At 36.9% G+C, this 24,860-nt stretch carries 20 protein-coding genes and 1 other annotated feature; of the genes, 7 read left to right on the forward strand and 13 right to left on the reverse strand.

Annotation, left to right across the window (positions count from 1 at the left end; all coding sequences use genetic code 11):
• Nucleotides 1-409: 409 nt before the first annotated feature.
• From EJF36_RS15535 to ezrA, 5 genes are all read right to left on the reverse strand, one after another.
• Complete coding sequence (locus EJF36_RS15535) at nucleotides 410-625, reverse strand: alpha/beta-type small acid-soluble spore protein (protein ID WP_125907191.1); 216 nt, start codon at nucleotides 623-625, stop codon at nucleotides 410-412.
• A gap of 109 nt (nucleotides 626-734) precedes the next feature.
• Nucleotides 735-1,934: a tRNA uracil 4-sulfurtransferase ThiI gene (thiI, locus tag EJF36_RS15540; protein WP_125907192.1), complete on the reverse strand. Its 1,200-nt coding sequence runs from the start codon at nucleotides 1,932-1,934 to the stop codon at nucleotides 735-737.
• Nucleotides 1,935-1,948: 14 nt separating this feature from the next.
• Nucleotides 1,949-3,085 (reverse strand): cysteine desulfurase family protein, encoded by a 1,137-nt coding sequence (locus EJF36_RS15545; protein WP_125907193.1) that lies wholly within the window; start codon nucleotides 3,083-3,085, stop codon nucleotides 1,949-1,951.
• Nucleotides 3,086-3,439: 354 nt separating this feature from the next.
• A complete protein-coding gene (locus EJF36_RS15550) occupies nucleotides 3,440-3,742 on the reverse strand; it encodes a hypothetical protein (RefSeq protein ID WP_125907194.1) in 303 nt (100 codons plus the stop codon).
• A 1-nt stretch (nucleotide 3,743) separates the two neighbouring features.
• On the reverse strand, nucleotides 3,744-5,432 hold the full coding sequence (gene ezrA, locus EJF36_RS15555; protein WP_185806934.1) for a septation ring formation regulator EzrA: 1,689 nt from the start codon (nucleotides 5,430-5,432) through the stop codon (nucleotides 3,744-3,746).
• Between the two features lie 275 nt (nucleotides 5,433-5,707).
• On the opposite strand from ezrA, the gene hisJ reads away from it, so the two are divergent.
• Nucleotides 5,708-6,511, forward strand: coding sequence for a histidinol-phosphatase HisJ (gene hisJ, locus EJF36_RS15560; RefSeq protein ID WP_125907196.1), 804 nt, complete (start codon nucleotides 5,708-5,710; stop codon nucleotides 6,509-6,511).
• A 15-nt stretch (nucleotides 6,512-6,526) separates the two neighbouring features.
• Here the strand turns inward: hisJ and refZ are convergent, their stop codons facing one another.
• Nucleotides 6,527-7,162: a forespore capture DNA-binding protein RefZ gene (refZ, locus tag EJF36_RS15565; protein WP_125907197.1), complete on the reverse strand. Its 636-nt coding sequence runs from the start codon at nucleotides 7,160-7,162 to the stop codon at nucleotides 6,527-6,529.
• A gap of 140 nt (nucleotides 7,163-7,302) precedes the next feature.
• Between refZ and EJF36_RS15570 the strand changes: the two genes are divergently transcribed.
• Nucleotides 7,303-7,785 (forward strand): GAF domain-containing protein, encoded by a 483-nt coding sequence (locus EJF36_RS15570; protein WP_125907198.1) that lies wholly within the window; start codon nucleotides 7,303-7,305, stop codon nucleotides 7,783-7,785.
• 73 nt (nucleotides 7,786-7,858) lie between these two features.
• On the opposite strand, the gene EJF36_RS15575 is transcribed toward EJF36_RS15570, so the two are convergent.
• Nucleotides 7,859-9,730 (reverse strand): sensor domain-containing diguanylate cyclase, encoded by a 1,872-nt coding sequence (locus EJF36_RS15575; protein ID WP_125907199.1) that lies wholly within the window; start codon nucleotides 9,728-9,730, stop codon nucleotides 7,859-7,861.
• 311 nt (nucleotides 9,731-10,041) lie between these two features.
• Between EJF36_RS15575 and rpsD the strand changes: the two genes are divergently transcribed.
• Complete coding sequence (gene rpsD / locus EJF36_RS15580) at nucleotides 10,042-10,641, forward strand: 30S ribosomal protein S4 (RefSeq protein WP_125907200.1); 600 nt, start codon at nucleotides 10,042-10,044, stop codon at nucleotides 10,639-10,641.
• Nucleotides 10,642-10,807: 166 nt separating this feature from the next.
• Here rpsD and tyrS read toward each other — a convergent pair whose 3' ends face one another.
• On the reverse strand, nucleotides 10,808-12,067 hold the full coding sequence (gene tyrS / locus EJF36_RS15585) for a tyrosine--tRNA ligase (RefSeq protein WP_125907201.1): 1,260 nt from the start codon (nucleotides 12,065-12,067) through the stop codon (nucleotides 10,808-10,810).
• 49 nt (nucleotides 12,068-12,116) lie between these two features.
• Nucleotides 12,117-12,322: a binding site (T-box leader), on the reverse strand.
• A 164-nt stretch (nucleotides 12,323-12,486) separates the two neighbouring features.
• Here tyrS and EJF36_RS15590 point away from each other — a divergent pair.
• Nucleotides 12,487-15,429 (forward strand): transglycosylase domain-containing protein, encoded by a 2,943-nt coding sequence (locus EJF36_RS15590; protein WP_125907202.1) that lies wholly within the window; start codon nucleotides 12,487-12,489, stop codon nucleotides 15,427-15,429.
• Between the two features lie 209 nt (nucleotides 15,430-15,638).
• On the opposite strand, the gene acsA is transcribed toward EJF36_RS15590, so the two are convergent.
• Entirely contained in the window at nucleotides 15,639-17,357 is a 1,719-nt protein-coding gene (gene acsA, locus EJF36_RS15595) for an acetate--CoA ligase (RefSeq protein ID WP_125907203.1), read from the reverse strand.
• Nucleotides 17,358-17,807: 450 nt separating this feature from the next.
• Here acsA and EJF36_RS15600 point away from each other — a divergent pair, with 450 nt between their 5' ends.
• The 3 genes from EJF36_RS15600 to EJF36_RS15610 all read left to right on the forward strand — a co-directional run bounded on the left by EJF36_RS15600 (nucleotide 17,808) and on the right by EJF36_RS15610 (nucleotide 20,311).
• Nucleotides 17,808-18,440, forward strand: coding sequence for a GNAT family N-acetyltransferase (locus EJF36_RS15600; RefSeq protein ID WP_125907204.1), 633 nt, complete (start codon nucleotides 17,808-17,810; stop codon nucleotides 18,438-18,440).
• Nucleotides 18,441-18,501: 61 nt separating this feature from the next.
• Complete coding sequence (locus tag EJF36_RS15605) at nucleotides 18,502-19,149, forward strand: acetoin utilization AcuB family protein (protein ID WP_125907205.1); 648 nt, start codon at nucleotides 18,502-18,504, stop codon at nucleotides 19,147-19,149.
• Nucleotides 19,142-20,311, forward strand: coding sequence for an acetoin utilization protein AcuC (locus EJF36_RS15610; RefSeq protein ID WP_125907206.1), 1,170 nt, complete (start codon nucleotides 19,142-19,144; stop codon nucleotides 20,309-20,311). The genes EJF36_RS15605 and EJF36_RS15610 overlap by 8 nt, the downstream gene beginning before the upstream one ends.
• A 40-nt stretch (nucleotides 20,312-20,351) precedes the next feature.
• Here the strand turns inward: EJF36_RS15610 and motS are convergent, their stop codons facing one another.
• The 4 genes from motS to EJF36_RS15630 form a co-directional block, all read right to left on the reverse strand.
• Complete coding sequence (motS, locus tag EJF36_RS15615) at nucleotides 20,352-21,161, reverse strand: flagellar motor protein MotS (protein ID WP_125907207.1); 810 nt, start codon at nucleotides 21,159-21,161, stop codon at nucleotides 20,352-20,354.
• Nucleotides 21,151-21,975 (reverse strand): flagellar motor protein MotP, encoded by an 825-nt coding sequence (gene motP / locus EJF36_RS15620; protein ID WP_125907208.1) that lies wholly within the window; start codon nucleotides 21,973-21,975, stop codon nucleotides 21,151-21,153. Before motP ends, motS begins: the two co-directional genes overlap by 11 nt.
• A 107-nt stretch (nucleotides 21,976-22,082) precedes the next feature.
• On the reverse strand, nucleotides 22,083-23,081 hold the full coding sequence (gene ccpA / locus EJF36_RS15625; RefSeq protein WP_125907209.1) for a catabolite control protein A: 999 nt from the start codon (nucleotides 23,079-23,081) through the stop codon (nucleotides 22,083-22,085).
• Between the two features lie 481 nt (nucleotides 23,082-23,562).
• A complete protein-coding gene (locus EJF36_RS15630; RefSeq protein ID WP_125907210.1) occupies nucleotides 23,563-24,645 on the reverse strand; it encodes a bifunctional 3-deoxy-7-phosphoheptulonate synthase/chorismate mutase in 1,083 nt (360 codons plus the stop codon).
• Between the last annotated feature and the right edge of the window lie 215 nt (nucleotides 24,646-24,860).

The following is a 24,860-nucleotide window of genomic DNA, read 5'->3' on the forward strand; positions in this document are numbered from 1 at the left end:
TAATGTCAATATAATTATACAAAATATTCTAAATATTTTACACCCATATTCTGTCTAAATCGTTTGACATTTTTCTTACTCGTACTTATGCGACTTATATAGTTTTAGTTCTTTCGACAAATAAGGAGAAAACACAAGCGCCTTGCTCATCCCCGACCAGCTTAAGTCGTACCCCGCAGGAAGGACCTTCCCTCCGAATGGTACGGCTTAAGATTCTCGAGCTGTGAAAAGCATCATATTTCATTTCATGCTTTTCACAAGATTCTCGAGGAAGATTATTCATAGATGAAAAACTGTCTAGGCGCTGGAGCTAGACACATATCTAGGTTAAAAAGCTTAAGCTTTCTTTAAACGTCAGAAAAGGACGAGCGCAAATGCTCGTCCTTGTAGCCATCTATATTTTTTTTTATTAATATTGTGAACCACCAGAAAGTTGTTGTTGTGCCATTGATACTAGACGCTTTGTAATCTCTCCCCCAACTGAACCGTTAGCGCGAGAAGTTGTGTCCGGACCAAGGTTAACACCAAATTCATTTGCGATTTCATATTTCATTTGATCAATCGCTTGTGAAGCACCAGCTACAAGCAATTGGTTTGTGTTGTTTGGGCTGTTTTGTTGTGCCATGTGCTATTCACCTCCTTGTGAGTATAGATTGTGTTATAGCACATGGATTAATACATAAGATTCAATGGTAATATTCAGTAATTTTGTATATTTTTACTTTTATATGTTTTTAAAACAATTCTTCAAATTTAATTTTAGTTTGGTTTGAGATGACCATAATCTCCGTATTCGCAATTGCATTGTCAATCATTTCGTCAAAGTCAACAAAGCTTTCAAAGAAATCTATTTTGTCTACCTTTGGTTTTGTTTTTGGAGAAGATGGTGTAAATATACTACAACAATCTTCATACGGTCGAATTGAAATATCGTATGTGTTAATGTTTTTAGCTATTTTGATTATTTCCGTTTTGTCGGTTGTAATTAATGGTCTTATAATAGGTGTTGTAGTAACTTCGTTTATCGCAAACATACTTTCTAATGTTTGACTTGCCACTTGTCCTAAACTATCTCCTGTTACGATTGCTAAGCCATTAATTTGATTTCTAATTTTGTCTGCTATTTTGAACATCATTCTTCTAGTTGATATCGTAACGTAATTGTCTGGAACCTGTTGACTAATTGCCAATTGAATTTCAGTAAATGGTACAATATGAAGTTTCATTTTTCCACTAAACCCTTGTAACATCTCTGCTAAATCAATTACCTTTTGCTTTGCTCTTTCACTCGTATATGGAGGCGTAAAGAAGTGTACAGCCTCAAGCTCTAAACCACGTTTCATCGCTAAATATCCAGCAACAGGACTATCTATACCACCTGAAAGCATAAGCAGTCCCTTACCACTAGAGCCTGGTGGCAGTCCACCCGCACCTGGTATGACAACACACGTTATATACGTTGCATGTTCACGAACCTCTACCCCTACATTAATATCTGGATTATGAACATCTACAGTAATATCCTTTGTGTGTCGTAAAATATGGCCTCCAATAATATGGTTCAATTCATTTGAATCATGTGGAAACTGCTTATAAGCTCGTCTAGTAGAGACTTTAAATGTCGTAATTGTCTTTTCACTATCATGTAACGCTTTTAATGCTGCTTCTTTTATTTGTTCAATGTTATTGTCAGTCTTGATAGCTAAACTAAATGATTGAATGCCAAAAACATGCTTGAGCGCTTCAATAATAGGCTCATGTGGCTCACCGTTTAACACAATATACATGCGGTCACGTGATTGTTTTACAAATGCATTTGGATATTCAATCAATAGTGCCTTCAGTCTTGCTTGCAACTGACTGACAAATCTTTTTCTATTTCTACCTTTAGTCGATATTTCACCGTATCTAATTAATATGTGATCGTATACCATGATAAGTTCCTCTTTTACTTTCGTAGCTTATTAATTGTTAATTCTATAGCCTTAATAACATGATCAACTTCATCAATTGTATTATCTGAAGACAAACTCAATCGTATCGCACTATTAGCAAGCACAGGGTCACCCGTCATAGCTAGGATAGTTCGACTTGCTTTTTGTTGCCTTGATGAACAAGCAGATGTTGTTGATACATAAATATTATGTTCTTCTAACATATGTACAAATACTTCAGCTTTCACACCTGGAATGGAAAAATTAATAATATGTGGTGCACTTATTTGTGGAACTGTATGAATGACTACATTAGGAATGTTCTTCAATGCCTCAACATAGCTATATTGCATGTTTTGCATCCGTGTTACATCCTCAGCTAAAGCTAATCGCAGCGCTTTAGTCATACTAACAATTCCAGCAACATTTTCTGTACCTGCACGTATACTCCGCTCCTGACCGCCTCCACTCGCAATGGCTGCTAGTCGGACATCTTTATTCACAAATAAAATTCCATTACCCTTTAAGCCATGAAATTTATGTGCTGACATTGAGCATAAATCAATATGTGCTTTATTTAAATTCAACGGTACTTTTCCCACACCTTGCACATTGTCAACATGAAAAAAGATTTTTCGTTTTCCTGTATAGTTTAAAGCTAACCATTTACCTATTTCTTCAACTGGTTGTATTACACCAACTTCATTATTAACATGAATAAGTGACATAAGAATCGTATCATTTCGAATTGCCTCTTTAACTGCTGCCAGTTCAATTACTCCGTTACTGTTAACTGGAAGGTAAGTCACTTCAAAACCTAGCTTTTCAAGCTGCCTACATGCTTCTATTACAGATGAATGTTCTGCTTCACTAGTAATAATATGTTTGCCTCTTGCACTATTTGCTAAAGCAACGCCTTTTAAGGCAAGGTTATTTCCTTCAGTGCCACCCGATGTAAAAATAATTTCTTTTGAGTCGACCATAAGTAGCTTGGCTACTTGACGTCTCGCCTCATGTAATAATTGTTCTGCTTTCACCCCTAGTCCATGAATGGATGATGGGTTTGCAAAATACTGTTCACTAACTGTAAGAAAGGTTTGTAATACATCTCTGCCTGGTCTTGTTGTAGCGCTATTATCTAAGTATATCAAGAGCGACCATCTCCTCTATGTACGCACGAAAAGTTACACTTTTGTATATTAACAAAACAAACTAATTAAAGTAAAGCGTACGAACGATATGATATTATTGTAAAATTAACCAATTAGGTATATATGTTATGTGCGGGGACCTACATCAACCTACAGATAAAAAATAAATTGTAATGGATTTGAAGTTAGTGATGCCTTTTATGAATAGCTATCTCTTACATTTCTTTACGTCAACGCTGTTAAACTTTGGTGTTGATTTTCGCTTCATTGCACTCGGTTATCAACATTCACCCTTAACACAGCCTACGTCAAAAAAACAACCCAAAACTAACGAAGGTTAGCCTTGGGTTATTGTTACTCAAGCCCTAGTGCAACTAATAAGTCATCAATGGATACTGCTTGAGAATCATTTGAAAGTAATATGTCTGGCGTTGTAGCGGTTTTGTCTTTTATGTCTTTATTAAATACAGTTTCTTCATCTACTTTAACGAGAGGTTGCCACTGTGTTGGTTGAGTTAAGAAATTGATAGCTGTCAAGTGTGTATGATGTTTTTTCACTAGCTGTTGTGGAGTCTGCTGGACCATCACAATAAATACTAAAGCCCATACAACAAGGCAAACAATACTCATCAAGGTTAGCGTTATTTTTTGAAGCATCCTATTCACCCTTCAGTATTTCTTCAACTCGCTTTAAAGCACCAGGCTCGATCTTTTCTAAAGTAGCTGCTGCTTGCTCTAGAGCTAGATGGTAGTTGTATTGACGGAAGGCATTTTCCGCTTCACTTAAACCAATCGCTACAGAAACGTCATGGCGACGATAGCGGTTGGCATATTGAATCACCTGCTCAACTAAAAGAACCTGTTCAATCATTTCATTTGTTGTGTCGGTTACTTTTTCTGCAATCAAGCTTGCTTCTTCAAGCAGTTGATGAACAGCCGTCATATTTAATGGCTTTTGCTCTAACTGGTGAGATACCCGAAGAAGGGCATCCTTTGCCGTGGAAAGAAGCTGCTTATAGTCATCAGGAATTCCCGGTAAATTACTTCGCTCTAGTGTATGTTTGGATTCTAATAACTTTTTACGCATTTTTGCTATTTGTTCCCGAGCCACTAATTCATCCTTACGTAAATTAACAAGCATTTCTTTAAATTCATTTAGACGCTCTATTAAAGAAATCGTTAAATCCTCCAACTCTTTCAATTCTTCATGAAGTGCCGAATATGCTACATTGTCCTGTTCAACTTTCCCATGTAGCTGCGTAAATCGATTCACAATCAATTGAACCTCTTTTTCCATTTGACGATAATCCTCAAGCTTTTCTTCAGAAAGGTGATAACCTTGCAAAACATAGTTTAGCTCGTTTCGCGTATCATTTGTATATTCTTGCAACATATGAATTTTTTCACTAGCTTTATCGAATTCATTATTCACGTAATGGCGACCGACGACTTCTTTTTCTAACAAGTCATATAAAAGTTCTATTTTATCCTTAATTTCGTTTATTCCTTCTTTAACTGGTTCAATATCAATCTTTATGATTTGATGTTCATATTGCTCTAGAAGCTTCTGCATCGTTTCAATTTCTTTTTTTACAGGAATATGATCTAACACATAACCATTTTGCAGCATTTCCTCATGACCATTACTAATATTATCAAGTTGATTCGGTAGAATAACTTGGCATTCATGAAGCAACTGTGGTATTTGCTCCATACATGTTTTTACATTAGTCAAAGTGTCACTAATAGACTTAACATGCTCTCTTGCTTTTAAATAATTTCCTTCATCCGTACATACACTGTACAACTCAAACGTTTGCTTAGCCTCATCTAATAAAACTTCTAAGCGCAACTCAGCTTTCCCAAAAGTATGACGATTAGCTAGAAGCGATTTTTTGCATTCTCTATAATCTTTTTCTAGTTCAACAATTTCAGAGCGATTTTTTTCTTCACTGCTTACTAAATCATCTAGCTCACTAAGAATGCGTGAGATAGAATTTTCAACATCCTGTAGTTCAGCCTCGATATTACGTAACACTTGTCTTGCCATTTTAAATCGATATTTATCAGCGAAGTCCTCAGAATCTAACAGCCACTCTTCTACTTCCGGCATGACTGTCGTCACAATGTCATCCCATTCTTTACGCCAATTTTCAAACATTGTTTCTGCTTGTCCTGTTAAGTTTAATTGCTTAACCTCTGCCATTTCATCCGTGATATGTCTGTTCATAATGTCGATTTTCCAAGACTCTAGCTTATCGACTTGTTTGTATATTTTGCTCCTTGTATAAAAAGCATAGGATAATAGCAGTAAAAAGAATATAATGATTCCAATTGCAATTTCCATCATAAGCCTCCTTAAAAATTCTTTGGAGCTACGTGTGTGTCATAGTTGCTTTTTCAACGTCACGATGGATAATCTATAGTAACAACTGACTCACAATAATTCCGTTAAATATCTATTTTCATTAGCGATTCGCTTAATATGTAATAGGTTATTACTGTGTATAATGCCTACAACTATTGATGTTTTTATGATACCATGAGAACGACATTTTTTGACTACATTTTTATTTTTTTTTATCAAAAACTGACATTTTTTTCATTTTGGGGAGGTTTACTATGAAAAGAGATGGCCATATTCACACGCCTTATTGCCCACACGGTTCAAAAGACTCATTACGTATGTATATTGAGCGTGCTATTGAATTAAATTTTTCTACTATAACTTTCACAGAACATGCACCTTTACCGAATGGATTCATAGATCCCGTACCTGATAAAGATAGTGCCATGTTACGCACTCAACTAGAAGACTACATAAACGACATTCAGTCGTATCAACAGCAATATAAAAGCAACATACTTATACATGTTGGCTTAGAGATAGATTATATTGAAGGATACGAGGAACAAACACGAGAATTTCTTACTACATATGGACCGTATCTCAATGATAGTATTTTGTCTGTTCATTTTCTAAAAAAAGCAAACAACTATTATTGCATTGATTTTAGTGAAGATGAATTCGCTAGAATTGCTGAGATATATGGGTCTGTCGATAACGTTCATAGTCAGTACTACTCGACTGTTAAGTCGTCCATCAAAGCTGACCTTGGAATATACAAACCAAAAAGACTAGGACATATTACCCTAGTCAACAAATTCCAGAAAAAATTCGCATCCACAGAATCATTTGAAAGCACCATTCTCTCCCTACTAGATGATATAAAAGCGGAAGGTTATGAGCTTGACTATAATGGAGCAGGGATAAGTAAACCACTTTGCAAGCAGTCATACCCTGCGCCATGGGTTGTTAAAGAAGCAATAAAGCGAAACATTCCTCTCGTATATGGGTCTGATGCGCATGCTGCGCAAGGTGTTGGTCAACATTACGAAGCACTTGTAAACGCACTTATTAAATAGAAGTTTTCACTTTATTTAGCTTACTTGTTTTGAAGGGTAGATAAAAAGTGTTAATTCCAGCCAATTTATAACTTCTTCTTCAAATAAATGCCATGTATGCTTGTCGTGTGACTGTATGTGTAAAACCTCTATTAGATAATGACTGTGCAAAAACGGCATTGACAATAGACTTTTTAATTGCATAAGAAACAAAGACAGTGTTACTTTGCGGAATTGACCATGTGCAACTCCTTTTTCAAGTAAGCTTTTTATAATAAATTTTTCCTTTGTTAAATAAGTAGACATAATTTCTCGTATCAACACATTATCTAATGATAACTCACGAACTACAAGGCGCGTTAACTGTGGGTTCTTTTTTTGATATTCAAAGACATTGTGCACTAAACAAATGAGCGTATCTCTTGGACTATTGTTATCAAGGCTCTGTTTAAGTACTGATTCCATAACATTAATATATTGTTCATAAAAGTTCGTTAACAAGCTTTCTAGTAGTCCCTGTTTTCCGTTAAAGTAATAAGAAATAGTCGCTACATTTACTTTAGCTTTCATCGCAATATCTCTTACTGACGTATCGGCGTACCCTTTTGTTGTGAATAAACGAATAGCTGCATCAATGATTGCTTGTTTCGTATCTTTATTAGATAAAGTCATACATATAATAACTCCTTCCAGAACGACAGCTTTATAAACTTATTCGAATTGATCTATTAGATTCCTCTATGTTTCTCTCGACAAATTCATACGTAACGCGTACTATTTAATCAAATATTGTTAGAAAGAAGGGGATTATTGTGTTTCATGTCGAAGGATATACACAATCACGAGAAGAAAATTATACTTTAGTTATTAAACAAATTGAAGCATTAATAGAAGGAGAGGCTAATGTCATTGCTAATTTAGCAAATGCATCTGCTTTATTAAATCAATTTCTAAAGGATATCAACTGGGTGGGTTTTTACTTACGTGAAGGTGACGAATTAGTACTTGGTCCTTTCCAAGGCTTACCAGCTTGCGTGCGGATTCCATTCGGAAAAGGGGTTTGTGGATCTGCTGCTCTTCATAAAAAAGCATATGTAGTTGAAGATGTCCATGCATTTCCAGGACATATAGCTTGCGATGCAGCATCTAAATCAGAAATAGTAATACCTCTTATTGCCGAAGGAGAAGTAATAGGTGTGTTAGATATTGATAGCCCTATTCATTCTCGCTTTGACAATATCGATTTGAAGTACTTAGAACAGTTTGCCTCTGTACTTTGTGATAACTTGAAATAAGGTAAGATAGTTTTTGCTACCCAAAAGGATGTGCGTCAAGTGTTGTGTTTAACACTTTAATGCACATCCTTTTTCATACCGTTATATTTGGTTCTAAAATGTGAACTTGATTTTTCCCATTACGTTTTGCTATATAAAGAGCTTCGTCTGCTCTATTAAATAGTCGTTTAACCGAGTCTTGGCGTTCGGCATGCCAATAACTAACACCGCACGAGACTGTTACAGTAGGTTCCGTTAATTCTCTCACTTTTTCAACTAGTCTTTCTGCAATTTGAGTGCCAATTTCCAAGTCAACTTTTGGAAGGTAGATAGCCAGCTCTTCTCCACCCCATCGAGCACCAAAATCTGTATCGCGAATGTTATCTTTTATAATATTGGCTACTTGAATAATAATTTTGTCACCAGTCTGATGACCATACGTGTCGTTAATCTTTTTAAAGTCATCAATATCTATTAATAAGAATGTACCGTTAGGATCATTCTTCATAGATCGACCAATTGAGTCATCAAGATGTTTTCTAGAATATAACTGCGTTAAATGATCCGTAATGACGAGTAGCTCTAATTCCTCCCGAAGGATTGAGTTGGCAAAGGCTAATGTTGAGTGATGTATAAGCGATTGCATCAGCTTAAACGTCTCAAAAGAAAAATAATACGGCTTTTCGTGGAGTACAATTGTGACACCCTTAAAAGCGTCCCCTTGAACCATAGGTACTGCCATTAGTGAGCGATAGGGTTGGTCTTGCTCAATATTGTAGTGCATGATATCACCAACAAATAGAGCCTCTTTATCGGTTTTGACTTTATCAATGACAAATTGAATAGTAGTAAGTGCTGCCTCACCATGAAAGAATGAAGTACTTTCTGGAATAACTTTAACTTCATCGTTATCTGCTAGTAATATAAACCCTACTTCATTTGCCCAAATAGACGTCTTCATTTGCTCACATAAATATGTCATTGTTTCCGTTAATCGTAAATTAGAATTCAACTTATGAGAAGCTTCATTTATTAACTGCAAATCAGTAATTAATCTTCGGGATTGCTCGTATAATTGTGCATTTTCTAAAGCACTACCTGCCGTATTCGCTAATAAAGTGATAAATCCAACTTCTTGCTTTGGAAACATAATAGCATTAGAGGCTATTACTTGTAAGACACCGTAAACACCTTGTTTACCTTTTAGTGGAGCATACAATATTGATTTCTTTTCATGTAACAAATCTTCAATTTGTACATCCCCTGTTACAAAAGCTTGCATAGTAGCTTGATTCGTATATTCCCCGTCATAATCTAAATATGTAATCGGTAAATCAGCATTTTTCGAATTATCATGAGAAAGTAATAGTTGATATGAGAAGGTTGGATAAATCTCCTTCAATGCACGAATAACCTCAAGCAATACATCGTCGATATTCATAGATGAATGAAACTTAGATGTGACTCGATACAGATGTTCATATCGTTTTTCATCTGATGTAACTTTTGAGATTGTTACATACTTTTTAGATGATAAATAGGCAAGTAAACTTGTTAGTTCATAAACAAACGTCTCGTCAAAGTATGGTGGTAATTGTGGATAGTTTATTTTAACAACACTTGCTACTAATTTATCATAGCGTATCGGTATGTAACATGACACATGTGAAGGACCATGAATGATCGTTGAGTCCTTCTTATCATTCACTAACCCTCTGCACATAGTAAGTTCATTGCCTTCAAGCGCTATGTCATCTTTTTTAGTCGTTCCATTGTAATTAATAAAACCTTGACCCCAGTTATCATAAGTGTAGAAAGCAACTACCTCGGCTTTACACTCTTGTGCGATAATTGCTATAATTTTATTCAACATTGTTTGAAATGATATTTGGTTCTCGTTACAAAGAAGAATTGATTCTAATAAATTTGCTTTTAACTGTAATAATAAGAGTTCGCGTGTTTTCATTACATCACCCGGCGCTATTTAATGTCTACTAGAGAACAAGTTTCTAAATCATTATATCACACAAATCACTAATTTCGAGATTTTCTTGACTTTAATCTATAAAAATCATATAATGGTCGTTGTGTAAAATATTGCAGCCTAAGCAATGGATATGTGTTATCATTTTGTTCCCCTATCATCATAATAGGAGGTGTATCGTGTAACTCTTAGCTGCTAGAGCGAGGATACATGAAAACAAAATGACCATGTATATTTAGTTGCTACTGGTTTTTATTTTACCAAAAATAAAAACATTAAAGGAGGAGTCATTCATGGCTCGTTATACAGGTCCAAGCTGGAAATTATCTCGTCGTCTTGGGATTTCATTAAGTGGTACAGGAAAAGAATTAGAAAAGCGTCCATACGCACCAGGCCAACACGGTCAAAGTCGTCGTAAGCTTTCTGAGTATGGTTTACAATTACAAGAAAAGCAAAAGCTTCGTCATATGTACGGTGTAAATGAGCGTCAATTCCGTAACTTATTTGATAAAGCTGCTAAAATTCAAGGTAAGCACGGTGAGAACTTCATGGTTCTTCTTGAATCACGCCTTGATAACTTAGTATACCGTCTTGGCTTAGCACGTACTCGTCGCCAAGCTCGTCAAATTGTTAACCATGGTCACGTAATGGTGGATGGAGCACGCGTTGATATCCCATCATACAGCGTAAAGCCTGGTCAAACAATTACACTTCGTGAAAAGTCACGTAACCTTACAATCGTTAAGGAAGCAATTGAAGTGAACAACTTCGTACCTGACTATTTAAGCTTTGATGCAGATAAACTTGAAGGTACTTTCACTCGTTTACCTGAGCGCTCTGAGCTTCCTGCTGAAATTAACGAAGCACTTATCGTTGAGTTCTACAGCCGTTAATTTTAGACATACGATAATAGACCCCCTCTTGAAACTTCGTTTCAAGAGGGGGTTTTTTCATGCTTTTTTCATTATTTTATCTTCATACATCGCAGTTTATCTCTATGCAAACTTGATTACTAGCTAAAAAGAGAATCCCGTTAAAAGGACTCTCTTCATAGTTGCCTTAGTACTTAATTAAAAAGTATTTCTTCTTACCTCTGCGGATAATGGTGAATTGACCTTCGATGCGATCAGCATCCGATAATGTATAATTAGATTCAGTAACTCTATCACCATTGATGTATACAGCACCATTTTGAACGTCTTCTCGTGCTTGTCTTTTCGAGGAAACAATTTTAGCATCTACCAATAATTCGACTAAGCGTAATTCCTCTGTGCCTTCAACTGAAAAAGATGGAACATCTTTAAAACCCTGGGCAATTTCTTCAGCTGACAACTCTTTTACTTCACCGCTGAATAGTGCTTGTGTAATTTTAATGGCCTGTTGAAGAGCTTCCTCACCATGAATTAAACGTGTCATCTCCTCAGCCAGAGCTTTCTGAGCTGCACGCAAATGAGGTTCTGCTTCAAATGATTGCTCTAACGCTTCTATTTCTTCCTTTGAAAGGAAAGTAAAGTACTTCAAGTATTTAATAACGTCTGCATCTGATGTATTGATCCAAAATTGGTAGAATTCATATGGTGACGTTTTGTCTCGATCTAACCACACCGCACCACTTTCTGTTTTACCAAATTTAGTACCATCTGATTTTGTTACGAGTGGAATCGTTAGCCCGTAAGCTTTAGAACCTTCCGCACTCATTTTGCGAATTAACTCTAAACCTGTAGTAATGTTCCCCCATTGATCAGATCCACCAAGTTGTATTTTACAATTATGATTCTCATATAAATGGTAGAAGTCAATAGCTTGCAAAATGGTGTACGTAAATTCAGTAAATGAGATACCAGTGTCTAACCTTGAAGAAATGGTATCTTTAGCAAGCATGTAGTTCACACCAATATGCTTTCCGTAATCGCGTAAAAACGTTACGAGATCCATTTTGCCAGCCCAGTCAAAATTGTTAACCATGACAGCCCCACTATCACCATCAAAATCAAAAATTTTCGCTAGCTGCTTTTGCAGGCTTTGCACATTGTCTTGAACTTGTTCAATCGTTTGCAATTGACGTTCTTCTTTTTTCCCACTAGGATCACCAATTAATCCTGTTGCACCACCAACAAGGATAATTGGTCGATGACCAGCTTGTTGAAAACGTCTTAACGTGAGAAATGGTAACAAGTGGCCAATATGCATACTGTCACCTGTTGGATCAATTCCACAATATAAAGACACCATCTCTTTACTTAACGCTTCACTAATGCCCTCTTCATCTGTTTGTTGGTAAATAATACCTCTCCATTTCAAATCCTCTATTAGACTCATTTTAAATCTCCACCTCCATTTAAAATAAAAAACGCCCCTTCGATATAATCGAAGGGACGATGTAATTCGCGGTACCACCCAACTTACGGCTTAAGTTTAAAGCCGTCGCTCTATCACATAACGGTGTGTCGCCGTCTCAAAACGAGAATGCTCAGGAAACGTAATTCGTTACTATCTCTGTACTGACTTGCAGCAACCGTCAGCTCTCTATTAACAGGAAGATAGAAACTACTTCAATTCTTTCATAGCATAATTTACTATTGATTTGCTTACATTATCATAAAACAATTCCCCGTGTCAATAGTTACTAAAAATTAGCATTTACCTTATTATCACATGAAAATTGTGATACAAAACTTTCCTATATGAAAGCTCCTTTCATATGGTATAATATTATGAGATTTTGGGGGGATCATTTGATGAAGGACACACTGCTGAATTGGTTGGAGCGTTTGCAACAATGGAAAAGCACACTCAACAATCCAACTATAATAAAAAGCTATAGAATTACATATCAAGTTATATGGAATTTGTTGTTAATATTTATAGTGTTTGGACTTATTTTATTATCCTTTGGTGGCGGTGTTGGTGCCGGTTATTTTGCATCTTTAGTTAAGGACGAGCCAATCCGTGCCTTTGAAAGTATGGAAAAGGATATCTACAACTACGAGGAAACTACTGAACTCTTTTTTGCGAACAATCAATATCTAGGAAAGCTACGTTCAGACCTTGATCGAGAAGAAGCAAGGTTACAGGATGTGTCTCCATACGTAATAGATGCCCTTATAGCCACTGAGGATGAATATTTCTGGGAACACAATGGTGTTGTACCAAAAGCAATCTTTCGTGCGTTATTACAGGAAGCTACAAATTCTGGCTCTCGTTCAGGTGGTAGTACACTAACTCAACAGCTTATAAAGCTACAAATATTAACTAATGAGGTAACATTCGATCGTAAAGCAAAAGAAATGCTTTTAGCATTAAGACTTGAACAGTTCTTTAAGAAAGAACAAATATTAGAAGCATATTTAAATGTTGCAACATTTGGACGTAATTCATCCGGTCGGAATATAGCAGGGGTGCAAACCGCTGCGCAAGGGATCTTTGGCATAGACGCGAAAGATTTGAATTTAGCTCAGTCTGCTTATATTGCTGGAATGGTTCAAAGTCCATCTCGATATACTCCATTCAAAAATAATGGGGAGCTTAAATCTCCTGAAGGCCTTCAGTACGGATTAAACCGATTGGAATACGTCTTATCACGGATGCTAAAGGAAGATAAAATTACAAATCAGCAATATCAAAGTGCATTAAACTACGATATCGTAGGGAATTTAGCAACCCCTAAAAAATCACCTATTGAAAAATATCCATATTTAACAATGGAAATTGAGCTTAGGGCAAAAGAAATACTTGCTGAAATTCTTGCTGAAAGGGATGGCTATCAAAAGTCAGACCTTGATACGGACGATAAGCTACGCAATGAATATTTTATAAAAGCTGATAGAAATATGCGTCAAAATGGATATCGTATTTTTACAACTATTGATAAAGATATATATGACAAGATGCAAGTAATTAAAAATGAATATGACAATTACGGAGAAGATAAACCTCAAGCTATTATTAACTCTGAAACAGGAGAAGAAGAAATTATTATGGAGCCGGTAGAAGTTGGGGCCATGCTAATTGAGAATAAAACAGGAAAAATAATTAGCTTTGTAGGCGGACGTGATTACAATCGTTCAAACGTGAATCATGCTACAGATGCATGGCGCTCGAATGGGTCAACTATGAAGCCGTTAGCAGTGTATGCACCAGCTATTGAATTAGGTAAGATATCTCCTGGTACTGTTATTCCTGATGTTCAAATGAACATTCAATGGGGAGATTCCGACAAAGGGCCAAATAACTATGACTATAAATTCCACGGGCTTACATCTGCCCGTTATGCATTGCAGCAATCATATAATATCCCTGCTATACGTACCTATATGAGTATTTTAGACCAACGGCCTGCTAAATATTTACAAAAAATGGGCTTCTCACGATTAACAGAAGAAGACTATTATATTCCTTCACTTGCCATTGGATCTATGAACGGGAACGTATCTGTTGAGGAAAACACGAATGCATACGTTACATTCGCAAATGGTGGTAAATTTATTGATGCTTATATGATAGAAAAAATAGAAACAAAAGACGGCGAAGTAATCTATGAACACGAGATTACACCTGTTACAGTGTTCTCTGAACAGACTGCCTTTTTAACTCTTGATATGATGCGCGATGTGGTGTTGCGAGGAACAGCAGCCGATATACCGGGAAGACTTAATTTCCAAGCTGATTGGGCTGGAAAAACAGGAACAGGTCATAACTTCTATGATGCATGGTTTGTTGCTACAAACCCTAACGTTACATTCGGTATTTGGAACGGCTATGATCATAATAAACCATTAAACAAGAGTCTATACTCAAGACGCAATAAAGGGTTATGGGCTGACTTAATTAACGGTGCATACGAGATTAATCCCGAGTTAATTGCACCTAAAGAGCGCTTTAAAATGCCCGGTGGAATTGTACAACGTTCTTACTGTGCTGTATCAGGCTTATTACCATCTGATTTGTGTAAAGAGGCTGACTTAATTGAAACTGACATGTTTACACTTGAGTCCATTCCTACTGAAGTAGATGATAATTTAATTGAAGGTTCATATGTGAGAGTAAATGGCGAAGCCTATGCTGCAACTGAAACAACACCAGAAGATTTTATTCAAACAGGTTTGATGATTAATCCTGAGTATCTTATTGAATTAGAGCTCGAATATTTAGAGGACTCAAGTCAATTATTACCAAATAGAGATAAGTGGGCTAATATTGTTGTACCAAAGGCCACACCTCTTGAGGAAAATGGAAAAGTGCCCGCTATACTAGGTGAAGTGAAAATATCCGATAATCAAATTACATGGCCTGCTCATCCTGAGCAAGATATTATCGGATATCGCGTGTTCTCTTTACAATATGCAGGTGCTGATCCACAGCTATTAGCTAGCATAGTCGCAGATGGAGATGAGTTATCTTATACGCTACCATCTAATGCACCAGCAGCATACTATGTAATACCAGTGGATATTCTTGGTCAAATGGCCACTGAATACGATTTAATAAAAGTAGGAAGCTTTGACACACAAAAGCCAGAGCCTGAGGAACCAATTGATCCTATCGATGAGGAAGAACCACCATCTGATGAAGACAATCCAGAAGATGAAGAGAATGAAGACACTCCTGAAGAAGGAAACAATGATGACCCTGGTTCGCTATTACCGCCAATTTTCCCACCTCCCGTTGGTGGCGACAACTAATATAATTAAGAAAAGCGAAGCGCCTTGCTCATTCCCGACCAGCTTAAGACGTTCTCCGCAGGAAAGGTCTTCACCAAAGGAGACGACTTAAGACCTCGTCGGGATAGGGCTGGAGCTAGATACTAATCTAGGTTAAAAACCTTATTTTTTCTTTAATGTTAATAGGAAAAGCGCAAGGTAATTACCTTGCGCTTCTTTTTACTTTCCACTTAGTCTTCCATCGTAGATAGATCGCCTGTTGGCAAGTCAAGCTCCCAAGCCTTTAACACACGACGCATAATCTTACCACTTCGAGTTTTTGGCAATTTATCTCGGAACTCTATTTCACGTGGTGCAGCATGTGCTGCTAATCCTTTTTTTACAAATTGACGAATTTCTTCCTTCAACTCATCAGATTGCTCGTAGCCATCGCGGAGAGCAATAAATGCTTTGATGATTTCACCACGAACAGGGTCAGGCTTTCCAATAACACCTGCTTCTGCTACTGCGTGGTGTTCTACTAACTTACTTTCAACTTCAAACGGTCCAACCCGCTCTCCAGATGTCATAATAACATCATCAATTCGACCTTGGAACCAAAAGTAACCATCCTCATCCATATAAGCTGAATCTCCGGACACATACCAATCACCAGGCATGAAGTATGATTCATATTTCTCCTTGTTATTCCAAATAGTATGCATCATGGATGGCCAACCTTTTTTAATTGCGAGATTCCCCATTCTAAACGGTGGTAACTCGTTACCTTGATCATCAACAATAGCTGCCTTAACGCCTGGAATAGGCTTCCCCATGGAACCAGGGCGAATTTCCATGCACGGATAGTTACAAATCAATTGTCCACCCGTTTCAGTCATCCACCACGTATCGTGGATTCGTAAATTAAATACTTTTACACCCCAACGAACAACCTCAGGATTCAAAGGCTCTCCCACACTAAGAACATGACGTAATGAAGATAAGTCATATTGCTTAACAAGCTCATCTCCCGCACCCATTAGCATACGAAATGCTGTTGGTGCACTATACCATACTGTCACACCTAAGTCAGCAATTGCTTCGTACCATAATTCAGGTCTAAATCGTCCACCTAAAATCACGTTCGTGGCTCCCATTAACCACGGACCAAAAATACCGTATGATGTTCCAGTTACCCAACCTGGATCTGCAGTACACCAATATATATCATCTTCTTTTAAATCAAGAACCCATTTAGCAGTTTGATAGTGCTGAATCATAGCATTATGAACATGTAACACACCTTTTGGTTTTCCAGTAGAGCCTGACGTATAATGTAAAATAAGACCGTCCTTGCGATCAACCCACTCTATATCGAGCTTTGTACTAGCTGTTGCAAAATACTTGTGGAAGTCTAAATAACAGTCTTTTTCTTCGATGTTATCTCCTACTAAAATAACATGCTTAAGTGCCGTTAGCTCATCTACTGGTACACGTTCTAGCAATTCAGGTGTTGTTACGAGAACCTTTGCTTCACTATCCTGTAAACGATCACGAACAGCCCCCTCCATAAATGCTTCAAAAAGTGGCCCAACTATAGCACCTAGTTTTATAGCACCTAGTACTGTAAAATACAACTCTGGTGATCGAGGCATAAAGATAAAAACTCGATCTCCCTTTTCAACATCTCCAACTTGCTTTAATACGTTCCCCGCTTTGTTAGACAACTCCATCATTTCTTTAAAAGTATACTTTTCATTGCGCTCTGGGTCTCGATAAAAAAGAGCAACTTTATTTTTTCTGAAGCCTTTTGCATGTCTATCTATCGCCTCATAAGCTAAGTTTACTCTACCAGTTTCAGACCATGAAAAATATTTTTCTGTTTCTCCCCATGAAAATGACCTACACTCTTCCTCATAATTTTTTAAATTAAAATCCCCTTGCGCCACTGGCAGCGCTTCCACTTTCATCTACATATTCCCCCTTTATGTAAACTTATTCAATTATAGTATAGTATATATATTGTTTTTTCTCAATTTTTTTAATATTAAATAATAATTTACGAAATATATTTAAATAGAACAAATCAAATTAATTTTTTATGTAAAATTAGAGAGCTTAACATACTTATGCTTATTTCTTTCTTCATAATGTATGGAAACATATAATGGTTAATAAGGCATGCTTTCTCGGTTTTGTTTAGTAATTTCTATTGCTTACAGATTCCTTTTACGTATTAAGAAATGAATTGAGGTCAGCGTTATAACTATTTGTGCTACTCCCATCACTAATTTGTTATAGTTTAACATCTTTAAAACTATGTAGATGGTCAAAACTAAAAATTTTGTGAATTCAATTTTATTTAATTATTTTTATGTATAATAGTGATAAGTAAATGATTATTAGGTGGTGAAAATCTGTTGGAACATATAAAAACATATAATGCGAAGGAGCTTAAAACACCCCAAGGCACCATTATTGTTGAAGGACCTTTGTCAGGAGAAAAAGTTGCCTCCTTTGAATTTCATAAAGACTTAGTTGCCTTCCGTCAACCACATCAGCAACATAAAGCAATTTCTGAGATAGCTGATTTACCTGAAGGTCGGATTATAGTGGCACGTCACCATAATACAATTATTGGATATGTAACTTTTTTATATCCTGACCCATTAGAACGTTGGTCTGAAGCAAAGCTTGAGAATATGATAGAATTGGGCGCCATTGAGGTTATTCCACAATTTCGTGGATGTGCTGTAGGAAAAAATCTATTACAAGTCTCCATGATGGACGATGCCATGCAGGATTATATTATTATTACAACTGAATACTACTGGCATTGGGACTTAAAAGGAACTGGCTTAAACGTGTGGGAATACCGCAAAATCATGGAAAAAATGATGAATGCCGGTGGCTTAGAGTGGTTTGCCACTGATGACCCAGAAATCAGTTCTCATCCAGCTAACTGTTTAATGGTTCGGATTGGTAAACGAGTGGATAATGAATCTATTCAACGGTTCGATCGAATTCGTTTTATGAATCGTTTCATGTACTAATGTAATCTAGCAACATAGAACTCTCTTAAGCTTTACGACTGTAACTAGGGAGGAATTTTGTATGATTATAGAAGAAATAATGAAAACAGAAGTTGCTTGTTTAACACCTACCGACACAATAGCAACGGCTATTGAACTTATGAATTCAAAACGAATCCGTCACGTCCCAATTATTAACGAAGATAATAAACTCGTCGGAATTATTTCTGATAGAGATGTTCGCGACGCAAGTCCTTCCATTTTCCACACTAACGAATTTGCCGATGACTTACAACAACCTTTACAATCATTAATGACAACAGATGTTATTACAGGCAGCCCACTTGATTTTGTTGAAGAAGTTGCTGCATTATTTTATGAACATCGCATTAGTTGTCTACCTATTGTGAAAGACGGAATGGTTGTAGGTATCGTAACTGAGACAGATATGCTTCATACTTTGGTTCAATTAACTGGTGCTCATCAGCCAAGCTCACATATCGAGGTTAAAGTTAAAAATAAGGCTGGTATGCTTTGCGAGGTCGCAACAGTTTTTCGCGACTTGAATACAAATATATCAAGTGTTCTTGTATATCCTGATAAGGATGAACGATACAAAATTCTTGTTTTTCGTGTGCAAACTATAAATCCATTAAAAATCATAGCTGGCTTAAAACAAGAAGGCTATACAGTATTATGGCCTAGTGTACCGGAGTCTTATCATGAGTGAGAAATGCGTGTTTGTTTATTCTGACCAGTTTGAAACATATAAGTTTAACGAACATCATCCATTTAATCAAAAGCGTGTAACTATGACATACGAGTTATTACGAGAAGTGAATGCTTTATCAGATGAACAAATAATTCCCCCTCGAATGGCAACAGATGAAGAACTCCAATTAATTCATGATAAGGCATATATTGAGGCTGTAAAAAAAGCTGGGCAAGGGGAATTGTCTGAAGAAGTTGCTTTGAATTACGGACTAGGAACAGAAGATGTCCCGATATTCCCTAATATGCATGAAGCTAGTGCTTGGCTAGTCGGAGGCACATTAACAGCAGTCGATAGTGTTTTAAGTGGGCAAGCGACACATGCTCTCAACTTAGGGGGTGGCCTTCACCATGGCTTTCGGGGGAAGGCATCAGGCTTTTGTATATACAATGATAGCTCTGTTGCCATTAAATACATTCAAGAAAAATATGGTCTCCGAGTACTTTACGTAGATACTGATGCTCATCATGGGGATGGTGTGCAGTGGTCTTTTTATGATGATCCTGATGTTTGTACGTTTTCAATTCATGAAACAGGACGCTATTTGTTTCCAGGTACCGGAAACGTAAATGAACGAGGTCAAGGAAAGGGGTATGGGTTTTCTTTTAACATTCCTGTAGATGCTTTTACAGAGGATGATTCCTGGCTAGATACCTATTCAACAGCACTGCGTGAGGTAGCTGACTTTTTTAAGCCAGACATAATATTTACTCAAAACGGAGCAGATTCTCATTATTATGACCCTCTCACACATCTATCATCAACAATAAAAATATATCGTGAAATTCCTAAGTTGGCTCATGAAATAGCACATAAACACTGTGATGGAAGATGGATTGCAGTTGGGGGTGGCGGATACGATATTTGGCGAGTTGTTCCAAGAGCTTGGTCATTTATTTGGCTTGAGATGATGAACGAACGTAATATAAACGGTCCCCTTCCAGCTAATTGGTTGTCTAAGTGGCAACTACAAGCTCCTGTCAAAATGGCATGTGAGTGGGAAGATAAACATGACATTTACAAACCAATTCCACGTCGCTCTGAAATTACCGAAAAAAATGCACAGACTGTAACAAAAGCATTACTACCTATCAGGAACCATAGCAGCAAAGCAACATAATTAGGACGCAAACAAGCGCAGAACTCTCTTGAGTCTGCGCTTACTCATTGCTAGAATCTGAATTCGTTATAACGATTTCAACTCTGCGGTTTATCTGCCAATTTTCCGGGCTTATATTAGGCACTACAGGTGCAGTATCACCGTATCCAACTGCAACGAAACGATCCGGTGATAGGTTATTATTTGCAAGTAAATATCGTATCACACTACTCGATCTTGCAGCAGACAACTCCCAATTCGATGGATATTTAGCTGTGGTAATGGGGCGATTATCTGTGTGTCCCTCTACCTTCACTTCATTTGGTATATTAGAAAGTAGCGTCCCAACCTTTTCTAAAAATGGTAGGGCAGATGGCAATAAGTTCGCATCACCAGAATTAAATAATACATTTTCTTGCAGTACTAAGACGACTCCACGCTCTGTTCTTGACGCTAATATAACATCATTTAAATCGTTAGTATCTAAAAAATCTTGCACATCCGTAAGAAGGTTTTCTAACGACTCGTCCTCACTTTGTGACTGATCATTTGTCGTCGTCTCATCCTTCGCCTGTTCTCTATTATCATTTATAGTATCTTCGTTTCCAGCCTTTGTATCGGTATCACTATTAGATCGATCGATAACAGTCTGCTCAGAAGGATTCTCAAAAGGTACAGGTGAAGGATAAAACTGAAAGATTTGTCGTTCTCTAAAAGATTCAGCAACGGCCTGTAATTTAATAACATCAATTTGTGACACTGAAAATAATAAAACAAAGAACACTAGTATGAGCGTTACTAAGTCAGAAAAGGTTACCATCCACAGTGGAGCACCCTTACTCTTAGCTTTCTTTCCCTCTCTACGCTTCATTTGTCACTAGCTCCTCTTGCTCTAGCACTTCATCGTTGCCAGCTTTTGCTTGTTCTTCATCAGATAAAAATGCACTTAATTTTTCCTCAAGTACTTTTGGATTCTGGCCAGATTGAACTCCGATTACACCTTCAATAATAACCTGCTTATAAAAAACCTCTTGTTCGGTTTTTAGTGCTAGCTTATTTGCCATAGGAATAAAGAAAACGTTAGCTAGTAACGATCCATATAACGTTGTTAATATTGCTATAGCCATGTTAGGACCTAAAGAGGCCGGATCATCTAAGTTTTGAAGCATTAGAACAAGTCCTACAAGTGTCCCAATCATTCCCCAAGATGGAGCTATTTCTCCACCTTTTTCAAGAATATTACGGCCTTTAGAATGACGTTCTTCCATCGCAATTATTTCTGCGTTCATGATGTCATTAATAACATCAGGCTCTATCCCGTCAATTGCTAAAAGAACACCTTTCTTAATAAATTTGTCCTCTACATTTTCAATCTCTGCTTCAAGAGCCAAAAGTCCTTCTCTTCTTGCTTTTTCTGATAGAGTTACAAACGTTTGGATAAGAGTTCGCAAGTCATGGTTGTCCACACTAAACGCTTGCTTAATAACCTTTGGTAATGATTTCATAGCATTTAGTGGAAAGCTCGTTAGCAGTCCTGCAATCGTTCCACCTATAACGATAACAATAGAAGCGATATCAATAAAGAATAAAAATCCTGATGCTCCGCCACCACTAATAATACCGAATGAAATCATAATAATGCCAAGTACTAGCCCAATAGGAGTAAAAATGTCTGATTTTTTCATAGCCCTCTCCCTATATAACGACCTTGTGAATTTTCTTTAGGACCGTATATTGGCCACTTAAGAATAAGATTATAAAATTTATCTTACTCTATATATCGGCTAGTTTTTTATTTTGTTGAGTGCCTAAATTCAATTCTATGTGGTAAAACAACACAGTGATCTTCTACCTGTTCTTTATTCATATACTTTGTTAGTAATCTCATGGAAACAGCTCCAATATCATACATTGGCTGTACAACTGTTGTCAGTTGTGGACGTACCATAGTTGCAAGTCTAGTATTATCAAATCCAATAACCTCTAACTGATCAGGGATGATGTAATTCTGGTCTTGAGCACCATGAATCACACCTAACGCCATTTCATCGTTTGCTGCAAAAACTACAGTTGGTACAGTATCCCCATTTAGTAAGTTCTCAATAGCTTCGATACCAGAATCGTGAGTATAATCACCTTCAATGACAAGTGATTCATCTAAATGAACACCTGCTTTATCTAATGCTGCTTTATACCCTGCAAACTTCAATTTTTCATTAATAGAGTCAGCTAACGGGCCTGCAACATAGCCAATTTTTGTATGTCCTTTTTCAATTAAATACGTTACAACATCTTCTGCTGCTTGCGCATAGTCAATATTTACAGAAGGAATAGTATTAGATTCTTCCATTGAAGCAGATATAACTATTGGTACTGGTGATTTCTCGAACTCTGCTACATGCTCAGGTGTTATATGGCCACCCATGAAAATAATTCCATCCACCTGTTTTCCAAGCATTGTATTTAATAGATGCAATTCTTTGTCTTTGTTTTGATCTGAATTACTTAAAATAATATTATATTTGTACATAGTAGCAATATCTTCAATTCCGCGAGCTAGTTCAGCAAAAAAGATACTTGAGATATCTGGGATAATAACACCAACAGTTGTTGTTTTTTTACTAGCTAACCCACGCGCGACTGCATTTGGGCGGTATCCCAATCGCTCAATCGCATCCTGGACTTTTTTCCTCGTAGTAGGTTTGACATTTGGATTTCCATTAACAACACGTGATACTGTTGCCATGGAGACATTGGCTTCTCTTGCAACGTCATATATTGTAATATTCATTATATCCTCACTCCTTGATAAGATTAGTTTTTAGTATGTAAATGAACTCAGTAATAAAATTCTTTTTCATATGTAATTATCATACGACACAATGATAGCTTGGGCAACGTTTTACAAAATAATTAACGACATTTTTCGAGTTTATTTATGTAAGATTCCCCTGTTATGAACAAATTAATTAGTAATCTTATAATAATGGTTCTATTATTTGAATTACTTATTAAACAACATAAATATTACCATAGGCACCCAATAGCAAAAGATTACTCGTACAGACATTCATTACACAAAAAACTCCCCAGCAATAGGGGAGTTTTCTAATTGTGTAGGGAATTTCAGATGTATTGGCAGACCCTCTCGTGGATCATAAATTTTTTTTCCTTGGTCGCCTCGGTCCAACCGGAAATGTCAGCAAACAACTTAAACCGTTTGCGCCTCGGCCTCATACGGACACCTAGCGCTTTCTGATTTTTATCTATTTTTATCTATACTGTAAACTAGACGCCATTTGCTTTAAGTTGGTCATAAATTCATTAAACTGCTCAATGTTCATCTGTTGTGCTGAATCAGATAGTGCGACTGCTGGATCTGGGTGCACTTCTGCCATCACACCATCTGCACCAATAGCAAGGGCCGCCTTCGCAGTAGGCAACAATAAATCGCGTCGACCGGTAGAATGCGTGACGTCTACCATAACCGGTAAATGTGTTTCTTTTTTCAATATTGGCACGGCTGAAATATCTAAAGTATTACGTGTTGCTCTTTCATAAGTACGAATACCACGCTCACATAAAATTATGTTCCCGTTACCTTGAGCAATAATATATTCTGCTGCATTAATAAACTCGTCAATGGTTGCTGCTAGGCCACGCTTTAACAAGACAGGCTTATTAACAGCCCCAGCCGCCTTAAGCAGTTCAAAGTTTTGCATGTTGCGTGCTCCGATTTGGATAACATCAATATAATCAACAGCAACTTCAATGTCAGCAGGATTTACTATTTCACTAATCACAGCTAGGTCATATTCTTTTGCTACTTGTTTCAATATTTTTAAACCTTCTAAACCTAATCCTTGGAAGTCATACGGAGATGTACGCGGCTTAAATGCGCCTCCACGTAACAACTTAATGCCCTGTGCCTTTACTGCCTTCGCTACTTCAGCAACCTGTTCATAGCTCTCTACCGCACAAGGTCCCATCACAAAATGAGGCTTGCCATCCCCAATTAATTCCCCTTTAATGTTTACAATAGTGTCATCTGGTTTTTTCTTACGTGAAACCAATAATGCTTTGCGATGGTCATCCTTCTGAAGTTCTAAGCCAGCCTTAAAGATTTCTTTAAAAATATGAAGTAACGTTGAATTTTCAAACGGTCCTTCATTATTTTCAAGTATTAAATCAAGCATCTCACGTTCACGAACTGGATCGAAACGGCTCGTACCTTGTGTTTCTTTAATATGACCGATGTCTTGAACTAACTTAGCACGCTCACTAATTAACCTTAAAAGTTGAATATTAATGTCGTCAACTTGCTGTCGAAGTGCATCTAACTCAGCATTACTCATCTCATCATCTCCCCTTTAAATAGAACAGTCTTTATGGATTTTTCAATTCCTATAGCGACCATTTAACTTTTATGTTACATTTCTTATTAAGTTAGAGTTTATTATAAACGATAATAAATTCAATGTCACGAATTATTTCTTTATTAATTAAACGCTTTTAAGCGATAAAGCATTACATCAGATTCATGTATGTGAAAACAGTGATTTAATAGTAT

The sequence above is a fragment of the Bacillus sp. HMF5848 genome (genome assembly GCF_003944835.1).
Taxonomy (GTDB): domain Bacteria; phylum Bacillota; class Bacilli; order Bacillales; family HMF5848; genus HMF5848.

Bases quoted from the DNA above. Each gene is read 5' to 3' on its own strand.
- EJF36_RS15535 (WP_125907191.1), bottom strand. From the start codon at position 625: ATGGCACAACAAAACAGCCCAAACAACACAAACCAATTGCTTGTAGCT.
- thiI (WP_125907192.1), bottom strand. From the start codon at position 1,934: ATGGTATACGATCACATATTAATTAGATACGGTGAAATATCGACTAAA.
- EJF36_RS15550 (WP_125907194.1), bottom strand. From the start codon at position 3,742: ATGCTTCAAAAAATAACGCTAACCTTGATGAGTATTGTTTGCCTTGTT.
- ezrA (WP_185806934.1), bottom strand. From the start codon at position 5,432: ATGGAAATTGCAATTGGAATCATTATATTCTTTTTACTGCTATTATCC.
- hisJ (WP_125907196.1), top strand. From the start codon at position 5,708: ATGAAAAGAGATGGCCATATTCACACGCCTTATTGCCCACACGGTTCA.
- refZ (WP_125907197.1), bottom strand. From the start codon at position 7,162: ATGACTTTATCTAATAAAGATACGAAACAAGCAATCATTGATGCAGCT.
- EJF36_RS15575 (WP_125907199.1), bottom strand. From the start codon at position 9,730: ATGAAAACACGCGAACTCTTATTATTACAGTTAAAAGCAAATTTATTA.
- rpsD (WP_125907200.1), top strand. From the start codon at position 10,042: ATGGCTCGTTATACAGGTCCAAGCTGGAAATTATCTCGTCGTCTTGGG.
- tyrS (WP_125907201.1), bottom strand. From the start codon at position 12,067: ATGAGTCTAATAGAGGATTTGAAATGGAGAGGTATTATTTACCAACAA.
- EJF36_RS15590 (WP_125907202.1), top strand. From the start codon at position 12,487: ATGAAGGACACACTGCTGAATTGGTTGGAGCGTTTGCAACAATGGAAA.
- acsA (WP_125907203.1), bottom strand. From the start codon at position 17,357: ATGAAAGTGGAAGCGCTGCCAGTGGCGCAAGGGGATTTTAATTTAAAA.
- EJF36_RS15605 (WP_125907205.1), top strand. From the start codon at position 18,502: ATGATTATAGAAGAAATAATGAAAACAGAAGTTGCTTGTTTAACACCT.
- EJF36_RS15610 (WP_125907206.1), top strand. From the start codon at position 19,142: ATGAGTGAGAAATGCGTGTTTGTTTATTCTGACCAGTTTGAAACATAT.
- motS (WP_125907207.1), bottom strand. From the start codon at position 21,161: ATGAAGCGTAGAGAGGGAAAGAAAGCTAAGAGTAAGGGTGCTCCACTG.
- motP (WP_125907208.1), bottom strand. From the start codon at position 21,975: ATGAAAAAATCAGACATTTTTACTCCTATTGGGCTAGTACTTGGCATT.
- ccpA (WP_125907209.1), bottom strand. From the start codon at position 23,081: ATGAATATTACAATATATGACGTTGCAAGAGAAGCCAATGTCTCCATG.
- EJF36_RS15630 (WP_125907210.1), bottom strand. From the start codon at position 24,645: ATGAGTAATGCTGAGTTAGATGCACTTCGACAGCAAGTTGACGACATT.